The sequence below is a fragment of the Janthinobacterium sp. PSRC1-1 genome (assembly GCF_049897525.1).
Classification (GTDB): Bacteria; Pseudomonadota; Gammaproteobacteria; order Burkholderiales; family Burkholderiaceae_D; genus Janthinobacterium; species Janthinobacterium tructae.
Genome location: NZ_JAFCWK010000003.1, coordinates 343,403 through 366,033, shown reverse-complemented (window position 1 = coordinate 366,033; position 22,631 = coordinate 343,403). Strand labels below are relative to the sequence as shown.

The window sequence follows — 22,631 nt, the reverse complement described above, 5'->3', positions numbered from 1 at the left end:
TCAGCCCGGGTTGTTGTCGATGTCGTCGCCATGGATCTGCACCTTCGATCTGCCGCGGATGATGATTTCATCGGCAACGAGTTCGATGCGTCCCGGCGTGATGGTGATGCTGGACGTGCCTACCGTCATCGTGTGCGAATCGGTGGCCGTGAGCGTGCTGTCGGCGCCGACGATGACGCTTTTCGTCAGGCCGATCTGCTCGGCCTGCGCCAGCACCACGGTGGTGTTCATGGCGCCGATGACGGTGGTCTGGTAGGCCGCGCCGATGGTCAGCACCTTGGCCAGGCCGATGGTTTCGTCCTTGGCCAGGGTCACCCGTTCCGAACGGTGGCCGTCGATTTGCACCTGCTCGTTGCCGCCCACGTGTTCGCGGCGGTTGTCGCCGATGTCGATGTGTTCGTCATGGTCGACGCGCTCACGGCGGTTGTTGTGCACGGTGATGTCTTCATCGTGGTCCACCGTTTCCGTGCGGTCGCGCTTGACGTGCACGGTTTCATCGCGGTCGACGGTTTTCCTGCGGTCATTGCCCACCCAGTGCGATTCGTCATGCTCGACTTCGATGCGCTGGTCTTTTTCCGCATGCAGCCACAGCTCTTCCGCGTCCTTGCGGTCTTCGAAGCGCAAGGCGTTGGCGTGCGCGGTGGAACCTTTTTTCGAGGAGCGGCTCAGCATGCCGCTTTGCGTCTTGTTGGCCGGTAGCTCCCACGGCGGCATATTGCGCGCGTTGTAGACGCAGCCGATGATGATGGGCATGGCGACGTTACCGTCGAGAAATTGGACGGCCACTTCCATGCCCACCCGGGGCAGGCTGATGTGGCCGAAATTCGGGCCGGCCCAGTTCGATATCACTCTTATCCACGGCGAACTTTTGTCGTCGAAGGTGCCCAGGCGGTCCCAGTGGAATTGCACCTTCACCCGTCCATAACCGTCCGTATGGATTTCCTCGCCGGGCGGCCCGACGACGGTCGCCGTCTGCACGCCGTAGATCTTCGGTTCGCGGCTATGAAAATTGCGGCCGGGGCGCCAGGGAGTGGCGCGGGGGATGCAGGTAAATGTGTTGCTGTAGTGCGAGGTGGCGCCGTGCCCTTGCTGGTAGTTGTTGCTGGCGTAGTGGTGCACGGACAGGATCAGGTATTCGCCAGCTGCGCTGTCGAAATGCCCGTCCAGGGTGAACCAGCGTCCCGGCTGCGCCGTGCGGTCATTGCCCTGCGCCTCGAACAGCTGGCCCTGGGCATCAACCTCTTCCATGCGGCGCTGGGCCAGGGCTTCGCCATCGTCGATGTTTTTAAAACCGTAACTGCCCGTGTTTTCATACACTTCCAGGGACGGCACGGCGCCTTGCCGGTTCAGCGAGTCGCGGCTGGCGCGGGCGCTGCGCGGATTCTTGAAGTTGAAACTGGCCACCGTCATCTGGGCCGGGGCCATGCGCCGCACCGCGCTCCATTGATGCACGCCATCGTCCTCCAGGGAACCGGCCTGGTGCTGGAAGGGCATGGCGTTCGATTCTCCATCGATGGGCTTGCCGGTAGTGCTGTCGTCGTCCAGCCACAAGGTGTGGCCGTCAAGGCGGTGTTCGTAGCGGTAGTGCCAGCCCAGCTGTTCCCAATGCCGGTGCAGCAGGTTGTGGTCGCTCTCGTTGTGCTGGCACGTGTAGGTGATGGCGGGGTCCAGGCCGCTGGCTGCCAGCTTGTAGTCGCGCATCAGGTAGTCATCGAAGACCTTGTCCGTCAGCGCTGCCACCGTCAAGCCGTGGAAGGCTACATTGTTTTGCCGCAAGTGCAGATGTGCCAGCCACGGCTCCAGCACCATTTCATAAAAGGCGAAGCCACCGTCCGTGCGCAGGAAGCGGAACTCGAACACGTAACCATTGAAGTAGCGCAAGGTACCGTCTTCGCGCACCAGTTCGATGGTCACCATCTTGCCCATCACCTTGTCGAGCGCGATGGCGGCGTCGTCGGACAGCACTTCCACCACATGGGAAAAATCGCGCGACAGGCTTTCGCTGGCATCCAGGCTGTTGGCCAGCAACTGGATGCCGGCAGGGCCGTCGCCATGCGGGAAGTGCAGGCGCAGCAGGCGCTGGCCCTGCATGTCGTCCAGTAATGCCGTCCATGCCGCCGTCGTATCGGGGAACTGGCTCATCGCGCATCGCTTCACGGTAGGAATCGTTGACGGACTGTAGCAATAGCGAACACAGGCGTTTTGCGCCGCCGCAAGGTTCAATCTTTGAACGAGGGCATCAATTGCATTTCGTAATGCATGTCGTCGCGGTGGCGCGGTGTGGCGTCGTTGCCGAGGAAACTGTTGCAGCCGAGTCCGCCTTGTGGCGCGCTCGTCAATGCCAGTCCCCGCACCTCGCTGGCGTGCAGCACCAGCACGATCTCGTAGCGCACGAGCGGCTGGCCGAACAGCATCAGCATCTGCCGCAGCGCTTGGCTAGCAGGGGCGCGCGGCAGAAAGCTGGCGTGCTGCTGCGCCGTGAGCGGACCGAGGCGCAGGCGTACGGCCAGGTCGGGGCGGCGGCAGCGCTCGCCGATGGTGGCGCGCTGGCCCAGCACGGCATTGGCCATGCCCAGCGCCGTTTGTTCGCGCGGCGCCAGCGCGTCCATGGCGCCCGTCGCTTCGTCGATGTGGCAGGGCACGCCAAAGTGGTCGCCGAGGATGCGCGCCATGACGATGGACGAGATGTTGCGTTGCTGCAGCAAGCCGCTGTACAGGCCGATCGCCACCTCGTCCTGGCCAGGCTGGCACGCGGCCAGGTCCAGCAGGCGCGACAGGAAGGTGCCGCTGTGGCCGGCCTGCTCGATGCGGTATTTTTGCCACGCCTGGTAAAACAGGGTGACGGCACGGCTGGAAAACAGGTCGAGAAAAGCGCGCGCGCTGGTGTCGCGCTCGCTATGCTGGTGCGCGGTGATGCGCTCCGAATAGTGGCTGGGCAAGCTGCCCTGGCAACCCAGCAAGCCCATGAAGGCGGGCGTGAGGTGGATATGTTGTAAATGACCCGATAGCAGCGCCTGCAGCAAGGCTTCGGCATCGGCGATGCCGTTGGTCGCCAGCGCCTCGATCTGGCTGACGGGAAAGCGCAGCGAGACGCTGTTGTCGAAGCGCAGGATCTTTGCCAGCGCCGCGTGCTCATCGATGCCGTGTTCGGCCAGCCACGCCAGCAGCAGGCGCAGCGCCTGGAAGCACTCGAAGCGCTGCGGCACGTCGAGCAATTGCTGGATCACGCTGGGGTGGCGTCGGCGCTGCGTTCCGTGCATCGTAGGATTTCCTCGCCGCTGCGATGGGATAGCAGCGTCAGTTGGCTAAAGCAGTTGAGCTGGCTGTTCAGGGCGAAATAGCGCTGCAGCACCTGGGCGAAAATATAGATGCTGCTGCCGACGAAGGCTTGTTCGTCGATGCCCAGGCGGATGGCGATGCCGGGCATCAGGGTGGGGAACGGCACGGTTGGCATCCACGCGCGCGTGATGCCGTGGTCGAGCGTGACGATGCCCTGGATCAGGCGCTGCGTGGTGGGTGAGCGGGGCAGGTCGTACAGGCTGAGCATTTTCTGGAATTCGCCCAGGCCCGCTTGCGTCAGGCTGGCGTAGTTGAGCGACAGGTGCGCAATCAGTCGCCAGTGCGTGTCCGCCAGGAAGCGCATGCCGGGCGTGGGCTTGCGCAGGAAGCGCGCGGGGATGCCGTCGGGCACGTCTTCGGCCAGCAGGTCGCCGCCGGACAAGCCGTAATGCAACTGCGTGGGCAAGTCGCGGTTGCTGCACAGCAGCTGTGTCGAGACGGTGGCGCAGGCCGTGCTGTCCGGGGAAAACTGCGGGTCGATCAGGCTCAGGCGCATTTCATGGCCGGGGCTGATGGCCGCCACGGCTTCGTCGCGGCGCGCCAACCAATACTGTCCCTGCTCTGCCTGGGCACCTTGCAGCGAGGCATACAGCGGCAAGAAGGTGCTCAGGCGGTCGCCGGCCTCGTCCTTGCGCACCACGGTGACGGCCTCGATGCTGTGGATGTCGTAGGCGAACGCATGCGTGGCATCGGCTACCAGGGCGTAGTCGGGCTCGGTATGTGTGAGGCGGATCGGCACGCCGGACTTGGCAAACAGGTTGACGACAGGCGTGCATCCCGGCAAGAGGTTGTCGCGGCTGACGCCGGACAAGAGCCGCGCCTCGTGGCTGTCGCTGCGCACGCCCTTGAGGGGCAGGTGCAAGGTGAACTGGCGGCATTGCTTCGGCAACAGGGCCGCCAGCCGCGACCAGGCGATATCGATGAAATGGAATTTTTCCGGAAAGGCGAAATACTCGGTCAGCAGGCGCAGCGCCGGGTGCGAACGGGACGAGAAGGGGATCAGCGCATCGTTTTCTTCGTAACCGGCCGGCGCCAGCGGCGTGCCATCGACGGCCAGCCACGGGCTGTGGTCATCCAGCGCCACGTACGCGCCCGCGCCGCGCAGGAACAGGGCGTCGAGCAGGGCCGCGCGCACGGACGGTTCGCCATCGGCAAACAGGCGCAGGCTGGAAAAACCCGGCTGATCCAAGTGGTAGTTGTCGCTGCCGCTGGTGAATTGAATGCTGAGCAAGGCGCTGGCGCCGTCGGGCAGGCGCAGGCCGGGCGGCGCGTCGATGATGGCAGAAAAATGCAGGCGAGAAATGGCCAGCGGCGCCAGGGTCACGTCATACGCGCTGGTGAACTTGCAGGCCACGCCTTGCACCGGCTGCGAGCGCAGCACGGTGCCGCGCGGGACATGCACAAGCTGGGCCAGCTGGCCGCCACCGGGCGCCTCGTCGGCGGCGATGCGCACGATGGAGCACGAGGGAAACGGCCGCAGATAGTGCGGGTACAGGGTGTCGAGCAGGGCATGGGTGAATTGCGGATAGGCGTCGTCGAGGCGCTTGGCGACCCTGGCCGTGAGCAGGGCGACGGACTGGATCAGGCGTTCGACATGCGGATCTTCGCAGGTGTCGCCGGCGATCAGCAGGCGCCCGGCCGCTTTCGGATAGCGGCTGGAAAACTCGCGCGTGTACTGGCGAAACAAGCCCAGCTCACGCTCGTAATACGGCAGCAGTTGTTCCACGGTCGCGCTCTCCGCCAGCTGGAAAGCTTCATGCTGGCATCAGGCGCGAAGGTGGATGTTGATGCGTGACAATGATTCTTAGAAATGGTACTCCGCGCGTATCATCGGCGTCTTCGCCGTCTGGCCCACGTTGCCCGTGGTGGCGGCCGAGTTGCCGAACTTGTTTTTCCAGTACTGGTATTCCAGGCCCACGCGGAAGGTATTTTTCGGACTGCCCAGGGCCGCGCCCACGTCGAACATCACCTGCATGTCGATATTCGTTTCCACCGCCGTCTTGCGTCCCACTTCATCGTTGCCTTTTGAATCGATGAGGTTAAAGAAGCCTTCGAACGAGAACAGCGGCGACAGGGGAATGCCCCAGGCGCCCGTCAGCATGGCGTGCGTTTTATACGTGTAGCGGCCCGTCACTTGCGAGATGGGCGGGAAGGCGCCGCTGGGGGCATTGCTTTCACGCAGCAACAGCAGGCTGGTATTGAAGAAGCCGGGCACGTCCCACATCAAGGTCGGGCCGGCCACCAGCATGCGCTTGCGCGAGTTGTAGCCGACGTCATTTTTCGTGTTGACGTCGAAACCCAGGGTGACGCCGACGCCGCGCACGGGGCCGAACTTGATGTCGCTGCCGCGCACCTTGCCGATGTCGATGGTGTTGCGGTACACCAGATACGCCTCTTGCGCGCCGGACGTCTTGCCCAGCGCGCCAGGGTCCTTGCTGTCGGACATGAGGAAATCGAGGTTGACGAAGTTGCTGCCGTATTTGTAGCCGCTGGCGTGCGTGATGGCAAAGATGTTTTTCTTGATGTCATCGGGATTGAACGGCTCGCGGTAGTCACTGCCGGCGCGCCAGCTGAGCGCGGTGTCGCTCCATTCGGCAGCCTGGGCGGTCGCTCCCAGGCCCAGGGTCGTGGCAAGGCACAGGCAAGGCAACAGACACGGTAAGATTTTTGGCACTTTCGGCTCCTGATGGCGGTGTTGGAAAACGGATACAAGGGATGGCGGGGCGCGTAGGGCGCATGATGCGCTGCGTTGCCGCAGAATGCGCGCCGTTCAATCCATGATGCGAGAGGCGCGGCATCAGATAATATGCAGTATTTACATACCTACTATCATTTCTTGCATATAATCATCGCATCTTCCAGCCCTTGTGGGGCAAGGCGGGGGCTGCAAAGCAGCTAATTTTTTTCAAAATTGTATACAGGTGTTGTTTTTTTGCAGAAATAGAAATGGACTGCCAAACGCCAGCCCCCCAGCATCCGCGGATGCCGATACGATAGCTATCGCGATGGCTTGACGCCGCACCGATCGATAGACGGACAACTTAGCGAGGCACGAAAAAAACAATGACGGCACGTCTCGAATTACACGACATCAGCAAGCGCTATCCGTCCGTGGTGGCCAATGACGGCATCCACCTCACCGTGGCGCCCGGACAGATTCACGCCGTGCTCGGCGAAAACGGTGCCGGCAAATCGACCTTGATGAAAATCATCTATGGCGCCGTGCAACCCGATGGCGGGCGCATCCTGTGGAATGGCCGCGAGGTCGAGATCGCCAACCCGTCGGCCGCGCGCGCGCTGGGCATCGCCATGGTGTTCCAGCACTTTTCCCTGTTCGACACGCTCACCGTGACGGAAAACATCGCCCTCGGTTTGCCCGCCGGCACCAACATGGCGGAACTGGCGCAGCGCATCGAGGCGACGGCGCGCCAGTACGGCCTGGACCTGGAACCGCAGCGCCACGTGCACACCTTGTCGGTGGGCGAATGCCAGCGCGTGGAAATCGTGCGCGCCCTGCTGGCCAAACCGCAACTGTTGATCCTCGATGAACCGACTTCCGTGCTGACGCCGGGCGCCGTGGAGAAACTGTTTACTACCTTGCGCCAGCTGGCGGCCGAAGGCTGCAGCATCCTGTACATCAGCCACAAGCTCGACGAAATCCGCGCCCTGTGCCATACCTGCACGGTGGTGCGCGCCGGCAAGAACGCGGGCGTGTGCGATCCCACCCAGGAATCGGCGGCCAGCCTGTCGCGCATGATGATCGGCGCCGAACCGCCCGCCGTCACGCGCGTGGCGCGCACGCCCGGTGCCGTCATGCTGAGCGTGCGGCAGCTGGACTTGCCGAAGAGCCACCCTTTTGCCACGCAGTTGACGGACATCAATTTCGACGTGCGCGCGGGCGAGATCGTCGGCATCGCTGGCGTGTCCGGCAATGGCCAGCAGGAATTGCTGGCCGCCCTGTCGGGCGAGGACATGCGCGCGGCCCCCGCCAGCATCGTGCTGAACGGCACGCCGGCGGGACGCTTGCCGCCGGGACGCCGGCGCGCCCTGGGCTTCGGCTTCGTGCCGGAAGAGCGGCTGGGACGCGGCGCCGTGCCCGACATGGGGCTGGCCGACAATGTGTTGTTGAGCTTGCAGACCCCCGCCACCATCCGCCACGGCTTCGTGCGTCATCACGTCATCGCGCAGCGGGCGGCCGCCATCATCGCCCGCTTCCAGGTGAAGGCGGGCGGGCCGCAGTCGCTGGCGCGCAGCTTGTCTGGAGGCAATTTGCAGAAATACATAGTCGGACGCGAAGTCATGCGCGAACCCACCGTGCTGGTGGTGGCGCAGCCGACCTGGGGCGTGGACGTGGGCGCGGCCGCGCAAATCCGCGCCGAATTGCTGGCGCTGCGCGACGCCGGTTGCGCGCTGCTCGTCGTGTCGGAGGAACTCGATGAATTGTTCGAGATCAGCGACCGCTTGCTGGTAATGGCGAAAGGAAAGATTTCACCTTCGCTGGACGTGGGCGAGGCCAGCGTGGCCCAGGTGGGGCAATGGATGAGCGGGCTGTGGCCGCAGGAGGTAGCCCATGGCTAAGTTTGCCTTGCGCCTGGAGGCCCGTCCGACACCGTCGCGGCTGATGTCGTGGCTGTCGCCCGTGCTGGCCGTGCTGCTGACCGTGCTGTGCGGCGCTTTGCTGTTTCTGGCGCTGGGACACGATCCGTTGGCCGGACTGGCCGTCTTCTTCGTGGAACCCTTGCGCGACGCGCACGGCTGGTCCGAGCTGGGCATCAAGGTGGCGCCGCTGCTGTTGATCGCCGTGGGTTTGGCCATCTGCTTTCGCGCCAATATCTATAACATCGGCGCGGAAGGGCAACTGACCCTGGGCGCCATCTGCGGCGGCGCGGCGGCCCTGTACCTGGACGATGGCGTCGGCGGCGCGACCGTCATCGGCGTGTCCCTGCTGGCCGGCATGGCGGGCGGCATGGCGTGGGCGGGCCTGGTGGCGTGGCTGCGCGACCGCTACAACGCCAGCGAAATTCTCGTTTCGCTGATGCTGGTCTACATCGCCCAATTGCTGCTCAGCTATCTCGTGTATGGCGTGCTGCGCGACCCGGAAGGCTTCAATTTTCCGCAATCGAAACTGCTGTCCGACGGCTTGCTGTTGCCGATGGTGATCAGCGACACGCGCTTGCATGTGGGCATCATCTTCGCCTTGCTCGCCTCCTTGGGCGGCTGGCTGTACTTATCCAGAAGCATTGCGGGTTTTCGCCTGCGCGTGGGCGGCATGGCGCCGGCCGCCGCGCGGTATGCGGGCTTTTCTTCGCGCAAGACTTTATGGTCGTCCCTGCTGATCTGCGGCGCCCTGTCCGGCCTGGCGGGCGCCTGCGAAGTGCTGGGACCGATGGGGCAGCTCACGCCCACGGTCTCGCCCGGCTACGGCTTTGCCGCCATCATCGTCGCCTTCGTGGGGCGGCTGCATCCGGTCGGCGTCCTCTTTTCCAGCTTCGTCATGGCCCTGTTCTATATCGGCGGCGAACTGGCGCAATCGCGCCTGGGGCTGCCCAGCGCGATTACGGGCGTGTTCCAGGGCATCTTGCTGTTTGCCTTGCTCGCCTGCGACGTGCTGATCCAATATAAATTGCGCTGGAGAAAACATGGATAACCTGGCCCTGACGATAGCGCCCTTGATCGCCGCCAGCATCAATGCGGGCACGCCGCTGATGCTCGCCGCGCTCGGTTTATTGGTCAATGAAAAGGCGGGCGTGGTGAACCTGGGCGCGGAAGGCATGATGCTGGTGTCGGCCATCACGGGCTTTGCCGTGGCCGTCAACACGGGCAGCCCCACTCTGGGCTTCCTGGCCGGGGCGGGCGCCAGCATGCTGCTGTCCGGCTTCTTTGCCTGGCTGACCGTATGGCTGGGCACGAACCAGTACGCGACGGGCCTGGCTTTATCTCTGTTCGGCGCGGGCGCCTCCACCTACATCGGCCTGAAGTACGTGGGCAACAGCTTGCAGAACGGCCGCTTCGGCATCCCGTTCCTGGAAGACATTCCCGTGCTGGGCCCGGCCCTGTTCCGCCAGCATCCGATGGTGTATCTGTCGCTGCTGCTGTGCGTGGCCATCGCCTGGTTCTTGTACCGCACGCGGGCGGGACTGGTGCTGCGCGCCGTGGGCGAGTCGCCCGCATCCGCGCATGCGCTCGGTTATCCCGTGCGCCGCATCCGCCTGGCGGCCGTGCTGTTCGGCGGCGCCTGCTGCGGCCTGGCCGGCGCGTTCTTGTCGCTCGTGTACACGCCGCTGTGGGTCGAGGGCATGGTGGCGGGGCGCGGATGGATCGCGCTGGCGCTGACCACGTTTGCCACCTGGCGCCCCGCGCGTGTGGTGGGCGGCGCCTACCTGTTTGGCGGCATCACCATTCTGACCTTCCATGCGCAGGCGCTGGGCGTGCCCATCGCTTCGCAACTGCTGTCGATGCTGCCGTATCTGGCGGCCATCGTCGTGCTCGTGCTCATTTCCAGCAATGCCAATTACATCAAGCTCAACATGCCCGCTTCGCTGGGGAAAAATTTCAATCCCGGAAATTAATCACTCACCACAAGGAAAACCATGTCCAAGAAATTACTGTGCGCCGCCGTTTGCAGTGCCATTCTGATGCCTGCCATGGCCGCCGCGCCCGCCGCCGCTCCATTGAATGTCGGTTTTGTTTACATCAGCCCCATCGGCGACGCGGGCTGGACCACCCAGCATGACCAGGCGCGCAAGGAAATGGAAAAGGCGCTGGGCAACAAGATCACCACCAGGTTCGTGGAAAACGTGCCGGAGAGCGCCGATGCGGAACGGGTGATCCGCGATCTGGCGCAAACGGGCAGCAAGCTGGTCATCACGACTTCGTTCGGTTACATGAATCCCACCTTGAAAGTGGCGAAGCAATTTCCTAATGTGAAGTTCATCCACCTGACTGGCTACAAGACGGCCGTCAACGTGGCCAACACGAATGCCCGTTTCTACGAAGGCCGCTATCTGGCGGGCGTGTTGGCAGGCAAGATGAGCAAGACGCATGTGGCCGGTTACGTGGCGGCGTTTCCCATCCCGGAAGTGTTGCAGGGCGTTAACGCCTTCACGCGCGGCATGCGCAGCGTCGACCCGAAGGCGGAAGTGAAAGTGGTGTGGGTCAATAGCTGGTTCGACCCGGGCAAGGAGCGCGACGCGGCCATCACCCTGATCGGCCAGGGCGCCGATGTGGTCACCCACCATACGGACTCGACCGCCGTGGTGCAGGCGGCGGAAGAGAAGGGCAAGTATGCGATCGCCTACCACTCGGACATGAAAAAGTACGGGCCGAAGGCGCAACTGGCTGCCGTCACCCACCATTGGGGCGAGTACTATACGAAGCAGGCGCAAGCTGTGCTGGACGGTACGTGGAAGTCCAGCAGCACCTGGGGCGGCATCAAGGATGGCATGGTCAAGCTGGAAGGCATCAACGCCGCCGTGCCCGCTGATGTGAAACAGTTTGTATTGGCGCGCGAGAAAGACATGGTGGCTGGCAAGCTCAATCCTTTCAGCGCGCCGATCAAGGATAACGATGGCAAGGTGCGCCTGGAGAAAGGCGCGCTGGACGATGCGGCGCTGACGAAGATGGATTATTTTGTCGAAGGCGTGGCAGGGAAAGTTTCCGGAAAGTAATAGGTTTGATTTTAAACTTGCTGTAATATTGCCGGAAACGGGAGCAAGGCCGGGGATACATGCGCATTCCCGGCCCATCCACATAGCAGAGCCTGCATAGGCCCGTACCGGAGATCGACCCATGGACAGACTGGAAGTATTCAAGATTATCGCGCTGCAAGCGAGCAAGGGCGAGCTGACGTTCCCCGCCAACGTCAAGGCCACCTTGAAGCTGCAGGAAGCGCTGGACGACCCCGATTGCCATATCGAGGCGGCCGCCCGCATGGTCATGGCCGAGCCGCTGCTGTCGGCGCGGGTCGTGGCCTTGGCCAACTCGGCCGCCTACAACCGTTCCGGCAATGAAATCGCCAATGTGCGCGCAGCCGTCTCGCGCCTGGGCTTTGCCACATTAAAGTCGATGGTGGCGTCCGTCATCGTGCGCCAGCTGGGCAGTCAGATCACCGACCCGCAATTGCGCGCCAAGGGGGCCAAGCTGTGGGAGCACACGGCCCACGTGGCGGCATTGAGCCAGGTGATCGCGCGCAAAGTCACGCATGTGGATGTGGAAACGGCCATGTTCGCCGCCATCGTGCACGAGGTGGGCGGCTTTTATCTGCTGTCGCGCGCCGAGGAATATCCGGGCTTGCTCGACGACAACACGGAAGACTGGATCGAATACGGCGAAAAACTGATCGGCCGCGGCGTGCTGCGCCAGCTGCAAGTGCCCGACATGGTCTTGCAAGCCGTGGAAGGCATGTGGCATGGCGGCAGCCCGTTCCCGCCCCGTACCCTGGGCGCGACCCTGGTGCTGGCCAACGATCTGTCGCCTGTCGGCTCACCCCTGCATCCGCCGGAAAGCGCCGAGCGGCGCCTGGCGGCGGCGAAGATCGATTTTGGAATTGGCGGCAGCACCTTGCACACGATACTCGAGGAATCGGCCGAAGAGATCGAATCGCTGGCGGCGGCCCTGCTGGTCTGACGCTTCCCCATCGTCTATCCCCGCCCTTGTTGCGGGGATTTTTTTCGTCCGCATTTTGATCCATCTTTCCCCATGGCATACAATCGCCGGCCCGGCTATCCGCCGGACCGCTTTCCTCCTCTTACCCAAAGGATCTTATGCAGAAGCTGTTTTCTTCCATCGCCTTGACTGCGCTGGCGTTTTCCGCGCACGCCGCCACCGGTTTGCCCGTGGTACTGGAAGCGCCGCTGCGCGCCCATCTGGCCTTCCTGTCCAACGATTTGCTGGAAGGCCGGGGCACGGGCCAACGGGGCGCCGACCTGACGGTGGCGTATCTGGAAACCCAGGCGCAGATGGCCGGTTTGCGCCCCGTGCGCGGCAACAGCTACCGCCAGAGCGTGCAAATCGCCGGCGTGAAGTCGCTGCCTGCCGAGAGCAGCCTGCAGGCGCTGGCCGGTGGCAAGGCCGTGCCGCTGGCGTTCGGCCCGGACTGGGTCTGGGCCACGGGCGACTCCGTTGCCGCCCACACCTTCGATGCGCCGCTGGTGTTCGTCGGCTATGGCATCACGGCGCCGGAAGAGGGCTGGAACGATTTCAAGGGTGTCGATGTCAAAAACAAGATCGTCGTCATGATGGTCAACGACCCGCAGCCCACTGCTCTTGATCCGAACCGCTTTGCCGGCAAGGCGCTGACTTATTATGGCCGCTGGACGTATAAATTCGAGGAAGCCAGGCGCCAGGGCGCGACCGGCGTGTTGCTGATCCACACGAAACCGTCGGCCTCGTACGACTGGAGCGTGGTGCAGAACAGTTGGAGCGGCAGCGAACGCTTCCAGTTGGCGGACCGCACTGCCGGCACTCCGCTGCAGGGCTGGATCGCGGAAGAGGCCGCGCGCCGTCTGTTCGCGGCCGGTGGCCAGGATCTGGACGCCTTGCGCGCGCAAGCGGAAAGCAAGGACTTCAAGGCCGTCGCCTTGAACGCCAAGTTGTCGGGCGACATGAAGTCCATCGTGCGCAAGGTGGAACAATTCAATATCGCCGGCATGGTGCCAGGCACCGACCCGGCATTGAAGGATGAAGCCGTCATCTACAGCGGCCACTGGGACCACCTGGGCAAGCAAGGTAAGAATGACGAAAAAGCGGGCGACACCATCTACAACGGCGCCGTCGACAACGCCTCGGGCACGGCCGGCTTGCTGGCCATGGCGCAGGAAGCCGTGAAAAAACCGGCGAAGCGCACGCAGATCTTCCTGTGGGTGGCGGCCGAAGAGCAGGGTTTATTGGGCAGCGCCGCGTATGCGGCCGACCCGCTGTGGCCCTTGAACAAGACGGCGGCCGCGCTGAACCTCGACAGCTTGAATTTCATCGGTGCCACGCATGACATCGGCGCGCAGGGTAGCGAGCGCACGGACCTGGGCGCCATGGCTGCCACGGTGGCGAAATCCATGGACATGCACATCGCCCAGGCGCGTCCCGACCTGGCCGGTGGCTATTTCCGCAGCGACCATTTCAGCTTTGCCAAGGCAGGCGTGCCCGCGTTTTCCATCAATGGCGGCCGCGAGTACATCAAGGACGTGGCAGAGTCGAAAGCCAAGGCGGCCGCCTACGGCCCCCGTTACCATCAAGTCACCGATGAGTACGATGCCAGCTGGGATTTGTCCGGCATGACGCAGCAGGCGCAATTTACGCTGAACCTGGGGCAAGCTGTGGCCAACGCCGCGAAAATGCCGGCGTGGAAGGCGGGCGATGCGTTTGGCAAGGCGCGTGACCAGGCCGCAAAATAAACCCGGGCTCAGACCCTCAACACCGCCAACAGCAAGATTAGCGTTAACTTCCCCGGGGGTCTGACCCCAGCCTTCGCTGCTCGAATCGGTACTTGCTCCACACCAGCAGCAGCAACAGCGGCATGGCGCCGCCCACCATGCACAGGGCGGGCCAGCCGCCAGCGGCAAAGCTGGCGCTGGCCAGCGCCGAGCCGGCCGACGCGCCGATGAAGCCGCCCGCGATGAACACGGTGGTGACTCTTGCCCGCGCATGCGGCGCCAGTTTATAGATGATGGACTGGTGCGTCACTTGCAGGCCCATCACGCCCATGTCCAGCAGGACGATGCCGATCAGCAATAGCACCAGCGAATGGGCGCCGAAGCCGATCAGGGCCCAGCCCGCGATCGAGGCGACTGCCAGCAGCCAGGTGGCCTGGCGCGCATAGCCGCGGTCGGCCATGCGGCCCGCCGTATTCGCGGCAAAGGCGCCCGTGGCGCCTGCCAGGCCGAACAGGCCGATCTGCATTTCCGAATAGTGATACGGCGCGCCGCTGAGCAAAAAGGTCAGGCCCGTCCAGAACACGCTGAAGGTGCCCAGGCCCAGGCCCGAGAACAGGGCGCGCTGGCGCAGCAACGGTTCCTGGCGGATGATGTCGGCCAAGGAGGCCATCAGCTTGCCGTATTGCAGCTTGCCACGTGGCGTCTCGTTCGGCAGGATGCGGCGCAGCATGACGAGCAGGGCCGCCACGACGACGGCGGCCAGCACGTAGACGCTGCGCCAGCCGCCGCTGATCTGCGACACCGTGCCGGACACGGTACGCGCCAGCAAGATGCCCAACAACAAGCCCGTCATGACGGTGCCTACCATGCGGCCCCGGCTGTGGTCGGGCGCATACGAGGCCACCATGGCCGTCACCACCATCAAGGCGCTGGATGTGATGCCCATCAAGACGCTGGCGATGGCGAAGACGATGATGTTCTGGCTGGTGGCAGCCAGCAGCAGCGCGCCGATCTTGGCGATCAGCATCCACGTCAGCAACTGGCGGCGGTTCAGCACGTCGCTGAGGGGGACTAAAAAGACGATGCCCAGCACATAGCCGATCTGCGTGGCCGTGACCAGGTAGCCCGCTTGCGGCACGCTCACGCCAAACGAGGCGGCCAGCATCGAGGTGAGCGGCTGCACGTAGTACAGGCTGGCGACGAGCACGCCGGCGGACAGGGCGAACAACAGGATGCGCGTCGACGTCAGCAAGGCGCTGGCGTCGATAGTGGATGGTGTTGATTTCATGCGATACAACTTTCTTGGAATGATGCTTTTGGACGAGCATGATAGCGGGGTGGCGCATATCCTGCCGGGCAGGGCCGATTTTGCGGCGGGGTGGAAGGAAACCGTGCAGGCCAAACGGCAGGCAAAAAAATCCCGGCGATCGTTGCCGACGGCCGGGAAAAGGGTATTTGGGGAAATACCGAGGGAGGAAAACTGTCAGTTACTGTTGCCGGGCCAGCTCCGCATGCACCTGCGCCGTGATTTCATACGAGCGCAGGCGGTGCTGGTGCTCGAAAATCTGCGAGGTGATCATCAGCTCGTCGGCGCCCGTTTCGGCGATGAAGGAAGCCATCTTTGCCTTGACGGTGTCCGGCGCGCCGATGGCCGTGCACGACAGGACGGAGTCGAGCATGGCGCGTTCCTGTGGCCCCAGCTGTTCCAGATAACCGGGCACGGGCGGCTGCAGGCGCGACGGGCGGCCCGTGCGCAGGTTGACGAATGCCTGCTGCATCGAGGTGGCGCGCAGATGCGCTTCCGCATCCGTGTCGGCGGCGAACACATTAAAGCCCAGCATCACGTACGGTTTCGCCAACTGTTTTGACGGCTTGAAGTGTTCGCGGTAATACGCCACCGCTTGCAGCATCATCTGCGGTGCGAAGTGTGAGGCGAACGCATACGGCAAGCCCAGGTGGGCGGCCAGCTGGGCGCCGAACAGGCTCGACCCCAGTATCCACACGGGCACTTTTGCGCCCTTGCCGGGCACGGCCAGCACGCGCTGGCGCGGCTCGTCGGACATGTAGTCGATCAATTCCAGCACGTCCTGCGGAAACTGTTCCGCGTCCGATTGCAGGTCGCGGCGCAGCGCGCGCGCCGTGGTCTGGTCGGAGCCGGGCGCGCGGCCCAGGCCCAGGTCGATGCGGCCCGGGTGCAGCGCTTCCAGCGTGCCGAACTGTTCCGCGATGACCAGCGGCGAATGGTTCGGCAGCATGACGCCGCCCGCACCCACGCGGATGGTTGTCGTGCCGGCCGCCACATGGGCGATGACGACGGCCGTGGCGGCGCTGGCGATGCCGGGCATGCCGTGGTGTTCGGCCAGCCAGTAGCGGTTGTAGCCCCAGCGTTCGCCGTGCTGCGCCAGGTCGAGCGTGTTCTTGAACGACTCGCTGGCGTTGCTGCCTTCAGCGATGGGCGCGAGGTCGAGTATGGAAAATGGAATCATGGTAGCGATATCGGGACGTGGTGGAAAATCACAATGGACGATTTGTCTATCCCCTGACGCTGGCAGGGTCACCCATGACGGCGCGGCGGGGAAGACAGGCTGGACACATGATAATGCGAATCGGGAATTTGCGTACTGATCGGTAAAAAACTCGGCATTCCGAACACGCGTTCATCACGGAACAGCAGCTGCTGCTGCCTCTGCAAATGTACACGGCTGTCTTGAGCGAGCCGGCGAAATAGCCGCTTGCAAAATTAGAGGGAAGTCATAGACTGCAAGCCTGAGACGAATCCGGGCGCCGAACTTTTTATGCGCATGCGGGTCTGATGTTTCCATATAGGAAGGGAGCAGCTATGCATGAGCAACAGGAGGCCCGGCTGGCGCCAGGCAAGGCAGGCGGGGTGGTGCCGCGCCTGAACCCGAACGAGGGGCGGTCATGAACTGGCCGCTGGAACTGGAAGTGGCGCATAAGCTGGCGCAGATGCGGGGCTGGCTGGAACAGGAACGTGCCGGCGCCGTGCGCCTGCGCGGCGTGGACTGGTTTGCGTGGGCCACGGCGGGCGCATCGAACAGCCATTGCCATACGGCCGAGTGCGGCTGCGCGGAAGTGCTGGTGACGCGCGACGCGGCCTATATCCTGACGGACGAAGCCGAAGCCATGCGCATGCGCGAGGAAGAAGTGCGCGGGCCATGGACGTGGCAAGTGTCGCCCTGGATGCAGCCGCAGCTGTATGAGTTGCGCGAGCATTTCGTGCAGCATGCGGCCGGTGGTGCGCCGGTGCTGTCCGACCGGCCCGGCTTGCACGAGCGCAGCCTGCCCGTGGCCTTGCGCGAAGAGCGGCTGGTGCTGCTGGAATCGGAGCAACTGCGTTATCGGCAGGTGGGGCAACTGGCCGCCGGCGCGGCCGCCGATGCGCTGCGCCAGGCCCGTCCCGACTGGAGCGAGCAGGAACTGGCTGCCGCTTGCGTGCGTGCGCTGTGGCTGCGGGGCTTGCAGGCCGTGCACGTGCTGGTCAGCGGCGCGGAGCGCCAGCAGCGGTATCGGCGCGCGCCGCCGGCCCAGGTGGTGCTGGGTACGCAAGTCGTCTTGGCCCTGTGCGCGCGGCGTTTCGGCCTGTGCGCCAGCCTCAGTCGTCAACGCCGCTTCGGCCCGGCGCAGCATCGCGCCGATGGCGCGGCGGTGGCCATGGACGATGCCGATGCCGCCATGCTGGCGCTGGAAGCGGTGGCGCTCGACGCTTGCGAAACGGGCCACGCGCTGAGCATGGTGTATCACGCGCTCGACAGCGCTTACGCGTTCGCAGGCCAGCCCGATACGGTGCGTACCAGACGGCAGGGCGGCATCCATGGCTACCTGGCGCCCGAAGTGGCGGCCGGCGCGCACACGGAAATCCTCCTCAAGCGGGGCATGGCGCTGGCCTTCCACCCGAGTCTGCCCGGCAGCACGGTGGAAGACACCTTTCTGCTCGATGGCAACCAATTGCACAACCTGACGCATGACCCGGCCTGGCCCTCGGCCATGGTGCAGGGGCGCAGCCGCCCGCTGACCCTGGCCTTGGCCTGATGCGGCCCTGTGCAGCGGCCATCGTCAGGCAGCGGCAAGCCCCGGCACCTGTCAATAGCGCTGCATCACGCCTTTTTGCACGCTGACCCGCTCGCCGATCTGGAAGACGGGCTGGGTATTTTGCATGAAGGTGCGCGTCGTGCCGTCGTCCAGCCGCAAGGTGACGCGGTACAGCATATTGCCTGCCGCACCCGAGGTGCTGCCGGCGGTACCCGATGTGCCCGCCTGCATGTCGGCACTGCCTTGATCCATGCCGCGTGGCACGGTTTCTATCGACTGCACCGTCGCTGAACTGATGTTCATGCCGGACTGATCCATATCGCTGCGCATGCTACTGGCCGGCATGCTGCTTTGCGGCGTCGTGCCGGCCGGTGCGGCGTAGGTTTCGCCGCTATTGCTGCGCGCCAGGCTGGTACTGTCCGTGGAATGACAGGCTACCAGCAAGGTACAGGCCAGGCCGGCCAGCAGCAGGGTTTTTTTCGATCTCATCTTGGTCTCCTCATGGTCGAACACTCAGGATCGGCACCCGCGGTGATGCGGATAGCAGCGATTGCTGCATGTAAGAGCATGGTGGCGCCGGGATGTTCTGTCGCCGTCATCAGCGATTGAGCCAGATCAAGCGTTGAATTACCGTGCTTGGTATAAACGATGCTGGTAATCACTAGGTCGTGCGGCCGCACGATTCCTCACTGTTGAATCGGGAGAAAAAATGTCATCTGGTCCTACCGAAAAACTGATCGATGAACTGGTGCAGGCCGTCGGCGGCACCGCGCGCGATGCCCGTGCGCGCCATGTGCTGGCGCAGGCCTTGCATGGCCTGGTGCGGCTGGCGCGCTCGGAGCAGTTGCTCGACATGCAGCGCGATGCGGCTCGCGCCATGGGGGCCGGCAGCCGGCGCGAGACGCGCGCGCTGATGCGGCGCCTTGGTGCGCGCAGTCAGGGGCAGTTGCCCCTGGCATTGCAGGATAGCGAAGCGGACCGCGCCTGACGGGCGGTCATGTCCCATTCAGGCATTCGATTGCGGCGTACCCTTGCCGAGGGCAGCGGCGACCATTTTGGGCCAGAGGAAACACAGCGGCAAGCAGACCGCCGTGGCGGCCGTGATATCGACCACCCAGTCGCTCACGGCCCCACGGCGGTAAGGCAGGAAACTCTGGATGAACTCGTCCAGCGCGCCCATGGCCGCCACCATCAGCACCGACAGCAGCGCCCGGCGCGCCATGCCGCCGCCTGTGCCGCTGAACAGGATCAGGGCCAGCACGCCATAGCCGAAGGAATGCAGCACGCCGCCTGACGCATATTGGCCCACGTCCGCGCGCACGCCCGGTATGTCGCCGATCAAAATCACCAGGGCATACAACACCAGGGCCGTGCGGTAGCGCAGGCGTGCGTGGCGGTCGGCAAAACAGAGTTCGAGCAAGGGTGCAGGCATGGTGCGTCAGGACGGTGGAAAGGCAGTCACAATATCATGTGCGTGGCGGGTCACCATGTTTTTGCGCAAGAGCTTGCCGATCAGGCAAAAAAAAGGCCCGCGAGGACGCGGGCCAAAAACCCAAATGAAATGGGTCAAGAGTTGAGAGTTGCTCGGTACTCACCATGTCGCGCGCCTTGCCGGCGCCCGCCACAGTCATGAAAGGGGAGTGGTGTGCCATCGCGGCACACCTGTCTGTAGTCAGGCATATCGGTTGCCTGTACAGCAGATGAAGCAAGTATAAGGAGCCAACATGACGGGCTGATGACACGCCGCAACATTTTTTTCGGCCGGCAGAATGACCGGGAAGATTGGATATCGTGGCAAGAATGGCCATGTTTCAGGAGTGACAGCAAAAAAAAAGCCCGCTGGTGAAAGCGGGCTTAAAACTATTTTCTTGGAGGAGAATAGTGGAGACAGGTGCATTATGCTGCGTCGCACGATATGTGTCTAATGATCTTTTTAGATATGCATTATTATTTTTTTATATAACTCGCCTGTTTCACTCTTTCACGGGCACCGTGTAGTTGAGCGCCATGCGTCCGCCATCGACATAGATGGTCTGGCCCGTCATGTAGGTGGCGTCGTCGCTGGCCAGGAAGGCGGCGATGCCGGCCACTTCTTCCGGTTCGCCGCAGCGCCCCAGCGGCGTGCGCGACAGGATCGTGTGGCGCGCCTCCGGGCTCGACAGCACCGCCTGCTTGGCCAGTTCCGTCAGGATGGTGCCCGGGCCGATGCCGTTCACGCGCACGCCGTGCGTGGCCAGGTTCAAGGCCATGACCTTGGTCAGCTGGTTGATGGCGCCTTTCGACACCACGTACGGCACCTGGTTCGGGATCGCCAGCTCCGCATTCACGCTGGACATATTGATGATGCAGCCGCTGTTGCGCTTGACCATCTCGCGCGCCACGGCCTGACCGCACAGGAACATCGATTTCAGGTTGATGCGCATGACCCGGTCGAAATCGTCTTCGCATACGTCGAGGAAATCGGCCGCGTGCGTCACGCCCGCATTGTTGACGAGGATATCGACGTGGCCGAACTGGGCCAGGGTTTCCTTCAGCATGGCGTCCACGTCCGCCTTCTGGCTGACGTCGGCGCAAAAGAAGCGCGCCTGCGGGCCGAGCGCGGCGGCCGCCTGCGCGCCTTCTTCCTTGATGTCGACCAACATCACCTGCGCCCCTTCGGCGATCAGGCGGGTGGCGCAAGCCAGGCCGATGCCTTGCGTGGCGCCCGTGACGATGGCGGTTTTATTGACTAGTTTCATGTAATCGCCTCGGCGGGAAGGAATCAGAGGAGGATAGGTTCGTTCGGCAACTGGTTGCCGCGCGTGCCATCAGCGGGAAAGTGGCTTTGCAGCAGGGTATTTAACTGCTGCAAGGCATCGAGCGTGCTGTCGTGGAAATTGCCCTCCTTGAAGCCGCCCGTCATGGTGCGGCATACGCCTTGCCACTGTTCCGGCGTGATGCGCCGGCCCACGTTGCGGTCGGCGACGATATCGACCTGGTGTTCGGCCAGGTTGATATAGATCAGCACGCCGACGTTATCTTCCGTATCCCACACGCCATACTGGGCGAACAGTTCGCGCGCCCGCTCGCGGTTGCTCACGCCCTGGTAGGCCATGCCAGGCGTCAGGGCCGCCTCGACGATCAGGCGCACTTCCGCCTGGTGCATCGCTTCACCGTCGGCAATCGTCGTCTCGATGGCTTTCAGGGTGCGTTCTGGAAACGCCTGGCGCGCCGTCGCCGGCGTGCCGCGCAAATGTTTTAAAGCGCGTCCGCAGCGTTGTCCGAATGTCAGTTGTTTCGTCATTACCAATCTCCCGAGGCGCCGCCGCCGTCAAAACCGCCGCCGCCGCCACCGAAACCACCGCCGCCACCGCCAAAACCACCGCCGCCGCCGAAGCCTCCGCCGCCACCGCGGTTGTTCAGCGCCTGGCTCAAAATGCTGCCCAGCACGACACCGGTGGCGCCGCTCGACCAGTTGCTGCCGCGCTGCAGCCTGTTAGGCCCGCCGCGCGAACGGAACACGGTCAGCACGACGAGAAAGCCGAAGAACAGCAGCGGCAGCCAGAAGCTCAGGCCGCCCGCTTCCACGCTGGCCGGCGCCTTTTGCCGGGCGGGCGCGGGGAATTGCTCCTGGTTCAGCAAGGTGGCAATCGACCCCACGCCAGCGACCAGGCCGCCGTAATAGTCGTTTTGCTTGAAATGCGGGGCGATGACGTCTTGCAGGATGCGTTTCGATTGCGCATCCGTCAGCACGCCCTGCACGCCGCGGCCCGCCTCGATGCGCAGGCGGCGCAGGGACGATGGATTGTCTTTCGCCACCATCAGCAGCACGCCGTCATCGACGCCCTTGCGGCCCAGCTTCCAGGCATCCGTCACGCGGATGCTGTATTGCTCGATGGCTTCCGGTTCCGTGCTCTTGACCAGCAGCACGGCAATCTGGCTGCCCGTCTTGGCTTCGTAATCGGCCAGCACGCCTTCCAGCGCCGCCTTTTGCTTCGCGTCGAGCATGCCGGCGTTGTCCGTCACGCGCGCCGCCAGCGGCGGCACGGGCTGCAAGCCCTGTGCGCCGGCCGGCGCCATCGTCCACAGCAGCAGCGCCGTCGCCAGCGCCGCGAGGTAGGACCAGGCTTTCATCTTATTTGCCAAAGTTGACGGTCGGTGCGGTCGAGATGGCTTTTTCGTTTTCCACCGTGAACGACGGCTTGACCTTGTAGCCGAAGATCATGGCCGTCAGGTTGTTCGGGAAGCTGCGCGCATGCACGTTGTAATCCTGTACGGCGACGATGTAACGCTGGCGCGCCACGGTGATGCGGTTTTCCGTGCCTTCCAGCTGCGACTGCAAGTCGCGAAAGCTCGTATCGGCCTTCAGGTCCGGGTATTTTTCAGCCACCACCATCAGGCGCGACAGGGCCGACGACAGCTGTCCCTGCACTTGCTGGAACTTTTCAAACGCGGCCGGGTCGTTCAGCACTTCGGGCGTGATCTGGAAGCTGGTGGCGGCAGAGCGCGCCTTGGTCACCGCTTCCAGCGTTTCGCGCTCGTGCGTGGCGTAGCCTTTGACGGTATTGACCAGGTTGGGGATCAGGTCGGCGCGGCGCTGGTACTGGTTGACCACTTCGCCCCAGGCGGCCTTGGTGGCTTCATCCTTGCTCTGGAAGTCGTTGTAGCCGCAGCCCGTCAGGATGCCGGCCAGGACGGTGACGCTCAGTGTCAGGCGCAGCCATTGGGTGAATTGTTTGGTGATTTGCATGATGGGTTCCGTGCAGAGTAAAAGGGATGCGGCAAATATACCTGAAACGGCCCGCAATGTCGGTTTAATAAGCGCCGGCCGCCGCCACCGGCTGACTTGACAGGACCGCGCCGCGTTACAATACGGGGTTTGCAACTGAATATAGA

The 22,631-nt window shown here is 63.6% G+C and carries 20 protein-coding genes; 8 read left to right on the top strand and 12 right to left on the bottom strand.

Features of this window, described 5'->3' with window-relative positions; genetic code table 11:
- From ACP7DW_RS08265 to ACP7DW_RS08250, 4 genes are all read right to left on the bottom strand, one after another.
- Positions 1-2,142 carry a type VI secretion system Vgr family protein gene (locus tag ACP7DW_RS08265; RefSeq protein WP_426054583.1) on the bottom strand — a complete coding sequence of 714 codons (2,142 nt, stop codon included), beginning with the start codon at positions 2,140-2,142 and terminating at the stop codon, positions 1-3.
- A gap of 77 nt (positions 2,143-2,219) precedes the next feature.
- A complete protein-coding gene (tssG, locus tag ACP7DW_RS08260) occupies positions 2,220-3,260 on the bottom strand; it encodes a type VI secretion system baseplate subunit TssG (protein WP_426054584.1) in 1,041 nt (346 codons plus the stop codon).
- The gene (tssF, locus tag ACP7DW_RS08255; protein ID WP_426054585.1) at positions 3,224-5,065 is read right to left on the bottom strand and encodes a type VI secretion system baseplate subunit TssF; all 1,842 of its coding nucleotides are present in this window, start codon (positions 5,063-5,065) and stop codon (positions 3,224-3,226) included. The genes tssG and tssF overlap by 37 nt, the downstream gene beginning before the upstream one ends.
- A 78-nt stretch (positions 5,066-5,143) precedes the next feature.
- Positions 5,144-5,956, bottom strand: a complete 813-nt coding sequence (locus tag ACP7DW_RS08250) for an outer envelope protein (protein ID WP_096238318.1) — start codon at positions 5,954-5,956, stop codon at positions 5,144-5,146.
- 446 nt (positions 5,957-6,402) lie between these two features.
- Here ACP7DW_RS08250 and ACP7DW_RS08245 point away from each other — a divergent pair, with 446 nt between their 5' ends.
- From ACP7DW_RS08245 to ACP7DW_RS08220, 6 genes are all read left to right on the top strand, one after another.
- On the top strand, positions 6,403-7,917 hold the full coding sequence (locus tag ACP7DW_RS08245; protein WP_426054586.1) for an ABC transporter ATP-binding protein: 1,515 nt from the start codon (positions 6,403-6,405) through the stop codon (positions 7,915-7,917).
- Positions 7,910-8,986: an ABC transporter permease gene (locus ACP7DW_RS08240; RefSeq protein WP_282406000.1), complete on the top strand. Its 1,077-nt coding sequence runs from the start codon at positions 7,910-7,912 to the stop codon at positions 8,984-8,986. Before ACP7DW_RS08245 ends, ACP7DW_RS08240 begins: the two co-directional genes overlap by 8 nt.
- Positions 8,979-9,908, top strand: coding sequence for an ABC transporter permease (locus ACP7DW_RS08235; protein ID WP_426054587.1), 930 nt, complete (start codon positions 8,979-8,981; stop codon positions 9,906-9,908). Before ACP7DW_RS08240 ends, ACP7DW_RS08235 begins: the two co-directional genes overlap by 8 nt.
- A gap of 21 nt (positions 9,909-9,929) precedes the next feature.
- Positions 9,930-11,006, top strand: a complete 1,077-nt coding sequence (locus ACP7DW_RS08230; RefSeq protein ID WP_426054588.1) for a BMP family ABC transporter substrate-binding protein — start codon at positions 9,930-9,932, stop codon at positions 11,004-11,006.
- 121 nt (positions 11,007-11,127) lie between these two features.
- On the top strand, positions 11,128-11,964 hold the full coding sequence (locus ACP7DW_RS08225; protein WP_071079117.1) for an HDOD domain-containing protein: 837 nt from the start codon (positions 11,128-11,130) through the stop codon (positions 11,962-11,964).
- A gap of 137 nt (positions 11,965-12,101) precedes the next feature.
- Complete coding sequence (locus ACP7DW_RS08220) at positions 12,102-13,727, top strand: M28 family peptidase (protein WP_426054589.1); 1,626 nt, start codon at positions 12,102-12,104, stop codon at positions 13,725-13,727.
- A gap of 43 nt (positions 13,728-13,770) precedes the next feature.
- Here the strand turns inward: ACP7DW_RS08220 and ACP7DW_RS08215 are convergent, their stop codons facing one another.
- Both ACP7DW_RS08215 and ACP7DW_RS08210 read right to left on the bottom strand, forming a co-directional pair.
- Positions 13,771-14,994 carry an MFS transporter gene (locus ACP7DW_RS08215; RefSeq protein WP_426054590.1) on the bottom strand — a complete coding sequence of 408 codons (1,224 nt, stop codon included), beginning with the start codon at positions 14,992-14,994 and terminating at the stop codon, positions 13,771-13,773.
- Between the two features lie 199 nt (positions 14,995-15,193).
- Complete coding sequence (locus ACP7DW_RS08210; RefSeq protein ID WP_426054591.1) at positions 15,194-16,192, bottom strand: LLM class flavin-dependent oxidoreductase; 999 nt, start codon at positions 16,190-16,192, stop codon at positions 15,194-15,196.
- Positions 16,193-16,628: 436 nt separating this feature from the next.
- Between ACP7DW_RS08210 and ACP7DW_RS08205 the strand changes: the two genes are divergently transcribed.
- Positions 16,629-17,756, top strand: a complete 1,128-nt coding sequence (locus ACP7DW_RS08205; RefSeq protein WP_426054592.1) for a M24 family metallopeptidase — start codon at positions 16,629-16,631, stop codon at positions 17,754-17,756.
- Between the two features lie 51 nt (positions 17,757-17,807).
- On the opposite strand, the gene ACP7DW_RS08200 is transcribed toward ACP7DW_RS08205, so the two are convergent.
- The gene (locus ACP7DW_RS08200) at positions 17,808-18,245 is read right to left on the bottom strand and encodes a hypothetical protein (protein ID WP_426054593.1); all 438 of its coding nucleotides are present in this window, start codon (positions 18,243-18,245) and stop codon (positions 17,808-17,810) included.
- 220 nt (positions 18,246-18,465) lie between these two features.
- On the opposite strand from ACP7DW_RS08200, the gene ACP7DW_RS08195 reads away from it, so the two are divergent.
- Entirely contained in the window at positions 18,466-18,744 is a 279-nt protein-coding gene (locus ACP7DW_RS08195) for a hypothetical protein (protein WP_426054594.1), read from the top strand.
- An 18-nt stretch (positions 18,745-18,762) separates the two neighbouring features.
- Here ACP7DW_RS08195 and ACP7DW_RS08190 read toward each other — a convergent pair whose 3' ends face one another.
- The 5 genes from ACP7DW_RS08190 to ACP7DW_RS08170 form a co-directional block, all read right to left on the bottom strand.
- The gene (locus tag ACP7DW_RS08190) at positions 18,763-19,188 is read right to left on the bottom strand and encodes a VanZ family protein (protein ID WP_298410663.1); all 426 of its coding nucleotides are present in this window, start codon (positions 19,186-19,188) and stop codon (positions 18,763-18,765) included.
- A 541-nt stretch (positions 19,189-19,729) separates the two neighbouring features.
- Positions 19,730-20,494: an SDR family NAD(P)-dependent oxidoreductase gene (locus tag ACP7DW_RS08185; RefSeq protein ID WP_298410665.1), complete on the bottom strand. Its 765-nt coding sequence runs from the start codon at positions 20,492-20,494 to the stop codon at positions 19,730-19,732.
- Positions 20,495-20,517: 23 nt separating this feature from the next.
- Positions 20,518-21,039: a TPM domain-containing protein gene (locus ACP7DW_RS08180; RefSeq protein ID WP_426054595.1), complete on the bottom strand. Its 522-nt coding sequence runs from the start codon at positions 21,037-21,039 to the stop codon at positions 20,518-20,520.
- Positions 21,039-21,869: a TPM domain-containing protein gene (locus ACP7DW_RS08175; protein ID WP_426054596.1), complete on the bottom strand. Its 831-nt coding sequence runs from the start codon at positions 21,867-21,869 to the stop codon at positions 21,039-21,041. Before ACP7DW_RS08175 ends, ACP7DW_RS08180 begins: the two co-directional genes overlap by 1 nt.
- 1 nt (position 21,870) lies before the next feature.
- Positions 21,871-22,485, bottom strand: a complete 615-nt coding sequence (locus ACP7DW_RS08170) for a LemA family protein (RefSeq protein WP_426054597.1) — start codon at positions 22,483-22,485, stop codon at positions 21,871-21,873.
- Between the last annotated feature and the right edge of the window lie 146 nt (positions 22,486-22,631).